Origin of the sequence: Acinetobacter sp. 5862 (assembly GCF_024494585.1) — a bacterium.
In the GTDB taxonomy this organism is placed as follows: domain Bacteria; phylum Pseudomonadota; class Gammaproteobacteria; order Pseudomonadales; family Moraxellaceae; genus Acinetobacter.
Map to the genome: position 1 here is coordinate 12,725 of NZ_JANHGP010000018.1, position 12,035 is coordinate 24,759.

Here is a 12,035-nt window from a genome sequence, read left to right on the forward strand (position 1 = left end):
CACTTTACGTACAAAACAATATCATGAATTTTAGAAAAAATTTGAAAACAACAAGCACATAAAAAAGATGAATTTCACTGCAATCTTGCCTATACTGAAAATCCTTTTATTAATTTATGTACCTCTATGAGTAGTGGTTGTTGTCGCTCCGCTTTGTTCTTATTTCCTAAAAAAAATGTTTTGGCTATTTGTGCCGACCTTTTAAAATTTCAACTTCATAACGATATTGCTGATTTTGCAGAGGAGTCACATCAATGATTTTTGAATGGATGTCTGATCCTGCTGCATGGGTTGGTTTAGCCACATTGGTGGTGCTTGAAATCGTCCTAGGTATTGATAACCTAGTATTTATTGCAATCTTGGCAGAAAAACTACCACCAGAACAACGTAATGCTGCTCGTAGAGTTGGTTTGATTCTCGCCTTAATTATGCGTCTAGGATTGCTTGCTGCAATTGCATGGGTTGTGACTCTAACTGAACCACTATTCCATATTTTTGACCATGCCTTTTCTGGTCGTGACCTGATTTTGCTGTTTGGTGGTGTGTTCTTACTCTTCAAAGGGACGATGGAGTTACATGAAAGAATCGAGGGTCACCAAACACTGAAAGAAGAAAATCCTGTACATGCGACTTTTTGGATGGTGATTGTTCAGATTGTAGTTTTGGATGCCGTCTTTTCTTTAGATAGTGTGATTACTGCGGTTGGCATGGTGAAGCATCAAAGTGTCATGATGCTGGCAATGATTATCGCTGTTGGTATTATGCTTTGGGCATCCAAACCGCTGATGGATTTTGTGAATAAGCATCCAACAGTGGTGATTCTGTGTCTTGGCTTCCTGATGATGATCGGTTTCTCATTAGTGGTTGAAGGCTTTGGTTTCCATATTCCGAAAGGTTACTTGTACGCTGCGATTGGTTTCTCTGTCTTAGTTGAAATCGTGAATCAGACCATGCGTCGTAATCAAGAGAAATTGGTGACGACGACTGATTTACGTTATCGCACAGCTTCTGCAGTATTACGTATGTTGGGCAGTAAAGGTAATGTTAGTGAAGGCCAAAATAAAGAAGCCGAAGATGTTTTAGCGACTCAAGCCTATGCCAAAGAAGTGTTTGACGAAGATAATGGCGTCTATCACAGCGTATTGGTACAGGGTGTTTTAGGCTTATCTGAACGTCCTGTGAAATCTGTGATGACGCCGCGTCCTGAATTAGAATGGTTAGATTTAGACGCTGATCCGGCAGAGTTGAAAGAACGTTTAATGGCAATGACCCATTCACGCCTGATCATTGCACGGGGTGAACTGGATAATATTGAGGGTGTGGTACTGACCCATAAAATTCTCAATGAATACATTGAAACAGGAACGATTGATTTCAGTAAACATCTGCGTGAACCTGTGATTGTACATGAAAATGCCCAAGTCCTGATGGTGATGGAACAGTTACGTCAAGCGCCGTTGCAAATGGCAATCGTACTGAATGAATATGGTTCCATTGAAGGGATTGCAACGCCGATTGATGTACTGGAAGCGATTGCGGGTGAATTCCCTGATGAGGACGAACTTGAAGCAGCGGCGGAAAGTCTTGAAGATGGTTCCATGATATTGGAGGGTTCAACCGATATTCGCCATGTTTCATTGCTGCTGGGTAAAGACCTTGTAGATGAAAGTGAGGAATACTCAACCCTGTCGGGTTATCTTTTGTTCCATTTGGGTCGTTTACCTGAAAATGGTGAGACGGTTGAAGCAGATGGCTATCGCTTTGAGGTTGTTACAATGGATGGGCACAAAATTGAAAAAGTGCGTATTATTGCCAAAGAAAAGTTAGCCGATACATAATTAAGTTTGTTTTAAATAGCCTCTGAGCTTCACGATCGTGATTACGGTCGTTTTGCTCAAGGCTATTTTTATTTGAGTATTGAAATGACATTGACAGAGAATTGCCCATGTGGAAATGGGCTATATGTAACATGTTGCCAGCCTTTGCATTTGAAACAACAATTTGCTCAAAATGCAGAGCAATTGATGCGTTCGCGTTATAGTGCTTTTGCTTTACAAAATGTTGATTATATTATGGAAACCACCGCTTTGGGACAGCAAGCTGCTTTGGATCGAGAAGCGATTGCAGATTGGAGTCAATCCAATCAGTGGCTAAAATTAGAAGTCGTGCAGCACCAGCCAAAACTGGATAAAACCCATGCCTTGGTCGAGTTCAAAGCTCATTATTGTGATAAAAATCAGGGTGACAAACAGGCGCATATTCATCATGAAATTTCACATTTTGTTTTGCGTCAACAACGCTGGTACTTTCTTGATCCAACCTTGAATATGCAAATAACAATGAAACAACCCTGTATTTGCGGTTCAGGGAAAAAATTTAAACAATGTTGCGCGCAATTCATCTAAGATTGCCTTAAAATAGCGCACACTTTGATGCCTGATTTAGGGATGTCGGCAGATGTTACTCACCGTGATTTATATTATTGCCATTACTGCGGAAGCGATGACAGGGGCGTTATCAGCAGGACGACGTAGTATGGACTGGTTTGGGGTAACGCTGATTGCTTGTGTGACCGCTTTAGGTGGTGGTTCAGTTCGAGATGTTTTACTAGGCCATTATCCTTTAACGTGGGTCAAACATCCTGAATATTTGGTTCTGACTTGTTGTGCAGCGTTTGTCACCATTATTATCGCCAAATGGATGAAGCATTTACGCAGTGTATTCTTATTGCTCGATGCCATGGGTTTAATTGGTTTTACGATTATTGGTTGTCAAATTGCATTATCGATGGGGCATGGTTTTGTAGTTTCTGCCGTGGCAGGCGTGTTAACGGGAGTTTCAGGCGGTATCCTACGAGATATTCTCTGTAATGATGTGCCTTTAGTGTTCCGCCGTGAGTTGTATGCCAGTATTTCCTTCGTTGCAGTCATCTGCTATTGGGTGTGTTTGGAAATTGGTTTACCTCATGATTTGACTGTGATTTTTACTTTAGTATTTGGTTTTACCTTGCGTGTAATCGCAATTTATTTTGGTTTGGAAATGCCGAAATTTATTTATAAAGAAGATGATGCTGAGTCTGCTTCTTCAACAGATGAGCATTGATAAGACACCATTTGACGTTTAAACAACAACAAGGGCTTGTCACAAGGCATTCATCCACATAGCATACAAAACATTGACGATAACAATGATTTTGGATGACTTGCTGAAATGACCAGCCTTGCACATCATGCAACCGAAAACCGCTCCGTAGCCGAATTCACAGAACAAGCTTACTTAAATTATGCCATGTACGTGATTATGGATCGTGCACTGCCGCATATCAGCGATGGTTTAAAACCTGTACAACGTCGTATTGTCTATGCAATGAGTGAGCTGGGCTTAAAATCGACAGGTAAGCCGAAGAAGTCAGCCCGTACTGTTGGCGATGTACTCGGTAAATATCATCCGCATGGTGACTCAGCCTGTTATGAAGCGATGGTATTGATGGCACAGCCATTCAGCTACCGTTATCCATTGATTGAAGGTCAAGGCAACTGGGGTTCACCTGATGACCCTAAGTCATTTGCTGCAATGCGTTATACCGAAGCCAAATTGTCTGCTTATAGTGAATTATTACTGAGTGAGCTTGGGCAAGGAACGAGTGAATGGCAAGATAACTTTGATGGTTCGATGAAAGAACCGATTACTTTGCCTGCAAGGATTCCCAATATCCTACTGAACGGTACGACGGGCATTGCAGTGGGGATGGCAACTGATATTCCACCGCATAACTTACGTGAAGTGGTCAAAGGTACGATTGCGCTGATTCGTAACCCTGAAACCACTGATGAAAAATTAGCAGAATATATTCCAGCACCCGATTTACCGACCAAAGCTGAAATTATTACGCCACCAGAAGAATTACTGAAAATCCAAACCACAGGGCGTGGTAGCTATCGTGCGCGTGCAGTGTATACGGTCGAAAAAAATGAGATTGTGATTACTGAGCTACCTTATCAAGTTTCAGGTTCAAAAGTCGTCACGCAAATTGCAGATCAAATGATTGCGAAAAAGTTGCCTTTGGTGGCAGATATTCGTGATGAATCAGATCATAAAAATCCAACACGCTTAGTCATTGTATTGCGTTCTAATCGTGTAGATGCTGAAACGGTGATGAGCCATTTATTTGCGACCACTGATTTAGAATCAAGCTATCGCGTTAATTTGAATATGATTGGTGCAGATGGTCGTCCTCAAGTCAAATCGATTCGCCGTATTTTGTTGGAATGGATTGAGATCCGTAAGCAAACCGTAACACGACGTCTACAATACCATTTAACTAAAATCGAAAAGCGTTTGCATATCTTGGCAGGCCTTTTAATTGCTTATTTAGATATTGATACCGTGATTCGGATTATTCGTGAAGAAGATCAACCAAAACCTGTTTTGATGCAGCACTTTGGGATTGATGATATTCAGGCTGAGGCAATTTTGGAGCTCAAGCTTCGTCATTTGGCTAAACTTGAAGAAATGGAAATCTGCCGTGAACAAGAAGAACTGGAAGCAAAAGCAGCGATTATTCGCGAGCAACTTGCAAATCCTGAATCATTGAAGAATTTAATTATTGGTGAGTTAAAAGAAGACGCGAAAAAGTTCGGTGATGATCGTCGTTCACCGATTGTGACACGTGCAGATGCGGTACAAATCAAAGAGCAAGATTTAATGCCTGCAGAAACAGTAACTGTGGTCTTGTCAGAAGCAGGCTGGGTGAGAGCCGCTAAAGGTGGTGACGTTGATGCAGCAAATCTAAATTTCCGTGCAGGTGATCAATATTTGAGTCATGCAGTTGGGAAAACCAATCAGAGAGTCTACTTTTTAGATGAAACAGGGCGGAGTTATGCGCTGCCGATTAGTAGTCTCCCTTCTGCACGTGGTTTGGGCGAGCCATTGAGCTCAAAGCTTGCACCAGCCAGCGGCGTGTCATTTATTCAAGTATTTGTTGATGAGGACAGTAATGAGTTACTTGCTGTCAGTTCAAACGGATATGGATTTAAAACGCAAGCGGCGCAGTTAGATACCAATGCGAAAGCAGGTAAAGCCTTTTTGACAGTTGCAGACAATGCAACCGCTTTACCTTTATTGCCAATTCAACAAGCCACACATGTTGCAATTCTCAGTTCATCAGGGCGCTTATTGATCATAGATTTGGCTGAATTACCTGTTCTGAATAAAGGTAAAGGTAACAAGTTGATACAACTTGATGAAAAAGAGCAAATTTTATCCATGACAACACTGAGTTTAGATGAAATAATCCAAGTCGCTGCAGGACAACAACACCTAAAACTGAAAGGGGACGATCTCCAAAAATATATAGGAAAAAGAGCAACAAAGGGGCAACTTTTACCACGGGGATATCAAAAAGCAAATAGACTCCTCATTCAGAGATAAGGCTAGTATTCTGTGATAAAAATACGTTATATATGACAAGGTATTCATATTATTTGAATAGATTGACAGGGCAATTCCAAAAGTTAAAAAAAAGTTTTGTCATGGAAAGTAACGTCGTTACATTTTTAAGGATTACTACTCGGAGATAATGGCATTATGGAAAAAATTTGGTTTGCAGAATACCAAAAGACAGGAATCCCAGAAACAGTTGCGCTGCCTGCTGAAAACACCTCACTTGTTGATATTTTTGAACGCAATTTCCAAAAATTTGGTTCACGTGATGCCTTTATCTTCATGGATAAAGTTTTAACGTATAATGAATTAGAAGTCGCCAGCCGTAAATTTGCCACCTACCTGCAAGGTCTGGGCTTGAAAAAAGGATCGCGCGTTGCGGTGATGATGCCGAACGTATTCCAGTATCCAGTAGTTGCTCTAGGTGTATTCCGTGCAGGTTTAGTATTGGTCAATGTAAACCCACTTTATACTTCACGTGAGCTTGAGCATCAGTTAAATGACTCTGGGGCAGAAGCTCTTGTAATCATCGAAAACTTTGCTAGTGTTTATCAAAGCATTATTGGTAAAACACCAGTGAAGCATGTTGTGGTTGCTTCTGTCGGTGACATGCTCGGTACACTGAAAGGTACGATTGTAAACTTCGTTTTACGTAAAGTACGTAAACAAATTCCAGCATGGAATATTCCTGGCCACGTTAAATTTAATGCAGCGTTAGGTAAAGCGAATCCAAGCAATTATAAACGTCCAAGTTTGACCTTAAGCGATACTGCTGTACTGCAATATACAGGTGGTACGACAGGTGTTTCTAAAGGTGCTGAGTTAACACACCGTAACTTGGTTTCTAACCTATTACAATGTGATGGTATTTTCTCAAGTAAATTTGGCACAGGTGACGGTTCTAAAGATGATCGTATCGTGTGTGCGTTACCGCTTTATCACATCTTTGCATTCATGGTGTGCGCGCTTTACGGTATGTATAAAGGTCAAGCGAATATCTTGATTCCGAACCCACGTGACCTACCAGCAGTCGTTGGCGAATTACGTAAATACCAACCTTCTTTCTTCCCAGCAGTAAACACCTTGTTTAATGCCCTAGTGAATAACGAAGAATTCAAACAGCTTGACCATAGCAAATTGAAGATGGCAATGGGTGGTGGTATGGCTGTATTACCATCTACGGCTGCTGCTTGGCAGAAAGTAACAGGTACGATCATTATCGAAGGTTATGGTTTATCTGAAACATCGCCAGTGGCGACTGCAAACCCGCCTGCAACAACAGAGTTTAGTGGTACGATTGGTATCCCATTACCATTGACTGAAGTTGCTTTACTTGATGATGATGGTAATGAAGTGGCATTTGGTGAGCAGGGTGAAATTTCGATTCGTGGTCCACAGGTAATGAAAGGCTACTGGAATCGTCCTGATGAAACTGAGAAAGTCATGACCAAAGACGGTTTCTTCCGTACGGGTGATGTTGGTGTCATGGATTCACGCGGTTATTTCAAAATTGTAGACCGTAAAAAAGATATGATCTTGGTTTCAGGCTTTAACGTTTACCCGAGTGAAATTGAAGAAGTGATTGCGAAGCATCCAAAAGTATTGGAAGTTGCTGCGATTGGTGTGCCAGATGAAAAATCAGGTGAAGTGCCTAAATTATTCATCGTGAAAAAAGATCCTTCATTAACAACTGAAGAAATTATTGCTTATGCAAAACAAAACTTAACAGGCTATAAATGCCCACGTTATGTTGAGTTTATGGATGATCTACCAAAATCGAACGTAGGTAAGATCTTACGTAAAGATTTACGTAAACCAGCTTAAGAATCCCACTTAGCCTCCGTTTAAAATAAGGGAGCTATTGGAAATAAAAAACGCCACAATTGTGGCGTTTTTTTTATTTGGGCTTATTGAGTATTATTTGATTTCATCAACCAACGATCAATATAAGGCCGTCCAATACCGACAATGCCAACAAATACAAGCATGGTCGCAAGTTGAAAACGTAACCGAATTGGGTCAATTCCATTAAAGCTGAAGTAATTGTCCGCAAAAACGTAGAGAACAACTATCGTTAGCCAATGCCAAAGTGTGAGCCTTTTAATTCCAACCGCATAAAATGCAAGTGTGAGAATCGCAAAAGTCCCCAAAGTTGATTGCCAATTGAGGTTTGCACAAATCACGCTGAGTAGAAATGCGATGATGGGCAACACTACTTTCAGAACGCGGTCAACTAAAAGCTGATGCTGTCGTTGTTGAGCAAGAACATCAAACAATTTGTTTTGATCTTGAGCTGGCATAACATGACCTTGAGATTGAATCAAAGAAAACTACTTTTAAAACTAGCAGAATATATAAAAGCAGTGCTTGTTGAACAAGCACAAATGAAAGTTTGATAAATTATAAGTTATGATAGCATGATCACAAGAACTTCAAATGATGGATATCAGCATGCAAGGTATTAGCGGCATTATATTGATTCTTATCGTTGCGTGTTTATTGCCATATGTTTTTACCTTAATTGCAAAAGCAAAAGGTGGCTTCCAAGCAAAGGATAATCAGAATCCGCGTGATTTTTTGGCGAAAACGACAGGTCTAGCTGCAAGAGCCAATGCAGTACAACAGAATAGTTTTGAAAGTTTACCCTTATTTATCGCTGCAATTTTAATGGCTGAATATATGGTTGTGCCTGAGAAATTTATTCTGAGCTTAGGCTGGGCGTATATTATATTTCGCATTATTTATGGCATCTGTTATTTAGCGAATCTAGCTACTTTACGTTCGATTATTTGGTTTTTTTCAATATTTTGTCCAATTTTACTGTTTGTGATTACGATTAAACTGACCTAAATCGATGTTGAGTATAAAATTCATTAACGCTCAGCATATCTAGCATCATTTTTATGGTATTCACGCTATAATCTGTCGGATTTACATCTAAGTTCACAAGATAAACGAGTGTTGATATGAGTTATAGCAATATTCCTGCGGGTAAAGACGCACCAAATGACATCTATGTCATCATTGAGATTCCTGCAAATGCAGCGCCAATCAAATACGAAATCGATAAAGATTCTGATGCGTTATTTGTAGACCGTTTTATGGGTACAGCAATGTTCTACCCAGCTAACTATGGTTATGTACCAAATACATTATCTGAAGATGGTGACCCATTAGACGTACTTGTTGTAACTCCACATCCTGTTGCTGCGGGTTCAGTGATCCGTTGCCGCCCAGTGGGTAAATTAAAAATGGAAGATGATGGTGGTATCGATGCGAAACTCATCGCAGTTCCACATGAGAAGTTATCTCCTCTCTATAAAGATGTGAAAGAATATACAGATCTTCCACCTTTATTGATTAGCCAAGTTGAGCACTTCTTTGCTCACTATAAAGATTTAGAGCCAGGTAAATGGGTAAAAATCAGCGGGTGGGAAGGTGCTGACGTTGCAAAAGCTGAAGTATTGAAAGCAATCGAAGCTGCTAAGAAGTAATTTTCTGAGTAGATTCAGCTAGATTTTATGATTTAAAGTCTAGCTGATAAAAAAACCTCCATTCAATTGAATGGAGGTTTTTTATGACTTAAATAAAGCTGTGAATTAGAACAGTTTCACAGGAATATCAAGGAACAAACGCCATTCATTGGTTGAGCCAATGACATTGCTGACATATTGACCAGAAACATTATTATAGGTATCACTTGAACGTAAGTAAGAATAGCGAACACGTAGGCTTGCATCTTTCAATGTACCTGTTTGAACTGTATATTTGACTTGGTTAAAGAGCTCATGTTCTTCAGCTTGGTCAATGATTTTTGAGCGATCTGTTATTTTAGCGATATCAATATCCCAGCCATAAACAAATGCAGTTGTCCAGTTTAGACCAGGTAAACCGTGATTTTTAAAGTTGTAGTTATATTGTAGCCCGACAGATTTTTCATCATTACCATTAAAGTCACCTAAATAGGAATTAGGGACATAGATACTTTGTAAACCATCAGCATTATAGCCATAGTCATATCCAGTATTACCTGTGTTATCTTGATAAGAAAGCATGACATTATGTACATCTTTGCCATAGCCCACTGAAACAGCCCAAATCGAGTTTTTACGGTTTGCTAGATCATCTGTGGTATGTGAATCAGTGAGTGCATCTTTATCCCATTTTGTATGATAACCCATGGCATCAAGTGTTAAGGTACTCTTGTCTTTTAAGCTTTGGGTAAAGTTTACATTAGCATAATGACGTTCTAACTTATCTTGAACATCTAAGCCATAATACGATGAGTTGAGTTGATCATTAAATTTATATTTAGCACCCCAAACTACTGCACGATCAAGCCCTTGACCTGTCACATCTTTATCGGTACTAATTTGGTTTGACATTTGATTTTTTGTGAATTTACCTGCAACCACATTTAGATTTGGAATTTCATTACTTTCAATGAAAACACCTGTGTAATACTCAGGCACTAAACGGGCTTGATTACTTGCCATGACAGGAAGTGTTGACACCTGTGTACCATAAGTCACGGTTGTGTTGGAAATACGTGCTTTCACATTGGCACCACCACGAGCCCAATGATCATAAGCAAATCCACGATCATCTACAGGAATCATTTGATTACCCGTATTATTATTCGCACCAAGCTTAAAAGATGCATCACCTACTACGCCAACACCAAAGCCAACAATACCCTTTGTAAAGCCTGATTGAAGATCAAAAATGGCAGTTTGAGCAGTTGAGCTTGTATCATTTGTTAAACCGTCTTTTTTATCACGATTTAAAAAGCCTGTGCGGAACAATACTGAACCATTTGCATCCTCAACAAAACCTTTTGCTTCGCTTTGTTCGCTTGCATATGTTGAGGAGATCAATGCGGCATTAATCAAAACCGCTAATGTTAGTTTCTTTGCCTTTGGCATAGGTAGCCTCATAATAAATAAGATCAATTTCGGTCAGAATCGAAATTTTGACCAATTGTATAAGTTATGCATAAAAAAGATAGATTTTTATTAAAATATTTTAATTAAATTTACACAAAAATAGGATAAGATTTTTTGTTTTTATTCTTGTATAAAAAATAGATGAATTAAAATTAAATAATTGTTTTTTATATGAAAAATATAATATAATTCCTGTAATTAAAATTGATTATTTTTTGATATTTTCTTTTTAAAATATGTGACTATGTTGATAATTTCTTTTCAAATTTAATGAGTTATTTTGTAATTGATTAAAAAATGATTGGGTTGATTTGCAAAAAATGACATCCCGATAAGTGGTAAAATTTTTGTATCAAAAAGCGTTCGTTTTTTAGAAGTTGCACTTATGTTGTGCGAATTTTCCTCGCTTTTTAAGCCAATACTTTAAATGTTTAACAATGATCGATTGTCGAGCAGTATTGTTGCATTATTTTTGTGCGGTTTAATTACTAATCTTATTTTCTGCTTAAAAATGGATCAAAAAATCTATTTTAAAACGCTTAAATAGCCCTTTTTTATTCTCTTTATATATTTCATGACAAAGCTGTGACATCAAACCTAGGTTTTATAGTGCTTTAAAGAAGTTGGCATAGCATTTGCTACTCACATAATGGTGCAACTTAAAACATAAATTCAGTCGAATATCCATCATGGGGGAGATCAATATGATGAAATTTGCATGTAAGGCGATCGCGTTAAGTATTTTTGCTATGACTTCGACTTTTGCTATGGCAGAAGAAGCAAACACTTTGTCTCAAAATGGTCTTACTTTTTCAGGTAATGCTGCTTTAACTACAGACTACCGTTATCGTGGTATGACACAAACTCAAAGTGATCCAGCATTACAAGGTGGTTTTGCTTTATCTCATTCTTCTGGTTTGTATGCAGGGGTATGGGGTTCAAATGTAAATTTTGGTTCTGCTGATCCACATTTGGAGTTAGACCCATATGTAGGTTATGCAACTGAATTACCATTTGCTGGTAAGCCAAAATTAGATGTTGGTTTATGGTATTACGGTTATCCAAGTGCTTCAGATTTTAACTGGCTTGAGTTATACGCTAAATTAGGATTCAGCAGTGTTATTGCTTCTGGTGACAGTCTTTTAGCTGCTGTTAACTACACTAACGACTTCTTTGGTTTAGAAGAAGATGCGTGGTATCTAAACGCAACTTATACTATTCCTTTTGCTGACACTGGTTTTGGTGGTGTAGCTAGCGTTGGTTATACCAAAGCTGATGATTACGACTTTAGCGACAATGGTAGTGAAGACGATAACTATGTTGATTGGAAAGTTGGTGTAACTTATAGCGTGAAATCAGTACCTGGTTTGTCAGCTGAACTAGCTGCTGTAGGAACAAACATTGATGCAAATGCGCAACCATATAAACGTGGTGTTGAAACAGGTGCAGTATTTACATTAAACAAAACATTCTAATCATGTAATTGATTGATGTTTTAAAAGCCAGCAAATTGCTGGCTTTTTTTATTCATTTTTAGAAAAGAAAAACGAAAATTTCATATTAAAAATAGGTGCTAATTATGTGCGTCTCTATATTTAAAGATGCATTTTATTATCACATTTTAATCCTGAGCGGTTGATTGATTAA

General features: G+C 38.8%; 10 protein-coding genes. 8 read left to right on the plus strand and 2 right to left on the minus strand.

Annotated features, from left to right (window positions below):
• Window positions 1-254: 254 nt before the first annotated feature.
• From NO346_RS02605 to NO346_RS02625, 5 genes are all read left to right on the plus strand, one after another.
• Entirely contained in the window at window positions 255-1,838 is a 1,584-nt protein-coding gene (locus tag NO346_RS02605; RefSeq protein WP_256414133.1) for a TerC family protein, read from the plus strand.
• 84 nt (window positions 1,839-1,922) lie between these two features.
• Complete coding sequence (locus tag NO346_RS02610) at window positions 1,923-2,405, plus strand: YchJ family protein (RefSeq protein ID WP_256414134.1); 483 nt, start codon at window positions 1,923-1,925, stop codon at window positions 2,403-2,405.
• A gap of 52 nt (window positions 2,406-2,457) precedes the next feature.
• On the plus strand, window positions 2,458-3,102 hold the full coding sequence (locus NO346_RS02615) for a trimeric intracellular cation channel family protein (protein WP_004659470.1): 645 nt from the start codon (window positions 2,458-2,460) through the stop codon (window positions 3,100-3,102).
• A 108-nt stretch (window positions 3,103-3,210) separates the two neighbouring features.
• A complete protein-coding gene (gene parC / locus NO346_RS02620; protein ID WP_256414135.1) occupies window positions 3,211-5,430 on the plus strand; it encodes a DNA topoisomerase IV subunit A in 2,220 nt (739 codons plus the stop codon).
• Between the two features lie 156 nt (window positions 5,431-5,586).
• Window positions 5,587-7,266 (plus strand): AMP-binding protein, encoded by a 1,680-nt coding sequence (locus tag NO346_RS02625; protein WP_178882886.1) that lies wholly within the window; start codon window positions 5,587-5,589, stop codon window positions 7,264-7,266.
• An 83-nt stretch (window positions 7,267-7,349) separates the two neighbouring features.
• Here the strand turns inward: NO346_RS02625 and NO346_RS02630 are convergent, their stop codons facing one another.
• Complete coding sequence (locus tag NO346_RS02630) at window positions 7,350-7,742, minus strand: hypothetical protein (RefSeq protein ID WP_087545108.1); 393 nt, start codon at window positions 7,740-7,742, stop codon at window positions 7,350-7,352.
• A 151-nt stretch (window positions 7,743-7,893) separates the two neighbouring features.
• On the opposite strand from NO346_RS02630, the gene NO346_RS02635 reads away from it, so the two are divergent.
• Window positions 7,894-8,292, plus strand: coding sequence for an MAPEG family protein (locus NO346_RS02635; RefSeq protein ID WP_087536524.1), 399 nt, complete (start codon window positions 7,894-7,896; stop codon window positions 8,290-8,292).
• A gap of 116 nt (window positions 8,293-8,408) precedes the next feature.
• Window positions 8,409-8,936 carry an inorganic diphosphatase gene (gene ppa, locus NO346_RS02640; RefSeq protein WP_046737873.1) on the plus strand — a complete coding sequence of 176 codons (528 nt, stop codon included), beginning with the start codon at window positions 8,409-8,411 and terminating at the stop codon, window positions 8,934-8,936.
• Window positions 8,937-9,041: 105 nt separating this feature from the next.
• Here the strand turns inward: ppa and NO346_RS02645 are convergent, their stop codons facing one another.
• Window positions 9,042-10,367: an OprD family outer membrane porin gene (locus NO346_RS02645; protein ID WP_256414143.1), complete on the minus strand. Its 1,326-nt coding sequence runs from the start codon at window positions 10,365-10,367 to the stop codon at window positions 9,042-9,044.
• A 725-nt stretch (window positions 10,368-11,092) separates the two neighbouring features.
• On the opposite strand from NO346_RS02645, the gene NO346_RS02650 reads away from it, so the two are divergent.
• Complete coding sequence (locus tag NO346_RS02650) at window positions 11,093-11,863, plus strand: TorF family putative porin (protein ID WP_256414146.1); 771 nt, start codon at window positions 11,093-11,095, stop codon at window positions 11,861-11,863.
• Window positions 11,864-12,035: the final 172 nt, after the last annotated feature.

Coding starts and splice junctions, on each gene's coding strand:
- NO346_RS02605 (WP_256414133.1), top strand. CDS start 255: ATGATTTTTGAATGGATGTCTGATCCTGCTGCATGGGTTGGTTTAGCC.
- NO346_RS02610 (WP_256414134.1), top strand. CDS start 1,923: ATGACATTGACAGAGAATTGCCCATGTGGAAATGGGCTATATGTAACA.
- NO346_RS02615 (WP_004659470.1), top strand. CDS start 2,458: ATGTTACTCACCGTGATTTATATTATTGCCATTACTGCGGAAGCGATG.
- parC (WP_256414135.1), top strand. CDS start 3,211: ATGACCAGCCTTGCACATCATGCAACCGAAAACCGCTCCGTAGCCGAA.
- NO346_RS02625 (WP_178882886.1), top strand. CDS start 5,587: ATGGAAAAAATTTGGTTTGCAGAATACCAAAAGACAGGAATCCCAGAA.
- NO346_RS02630 (WP_087545108.1), bottom strand. CDS start 7,742: ATGCCAGCTCAAGATCAAAACAAATTGTTTGATGTTCTTGCTCAACAA.
- NO346_RS02635 (WP_087536524.1), top strand. CDS start 7,894: ATGCAAGGTATTAGCGGCATTATATTGATTCTTATCGTTGCGTGTTTA.
- ppa (WP_046737873.1), top strand. CDS start 8,409: ATGAGTTATAGCAATATTCCTGCGGGTAAAGACGCACCAAATGACATC.
- NO346_RS02645 (WP_256414143.1), bottom strand. CDS start 10,367: ATGCCAAAGGCAAAGAAACTAACATTAGCGGTTTTGATTAATGCCGCA.
- NO346_RS02650 (WP_256414146.1), top strand. CDS start 11,093: ATGATGAAATTTGCATGTAAGGCGATCGCGTTAAGTATTTTTGCTATG.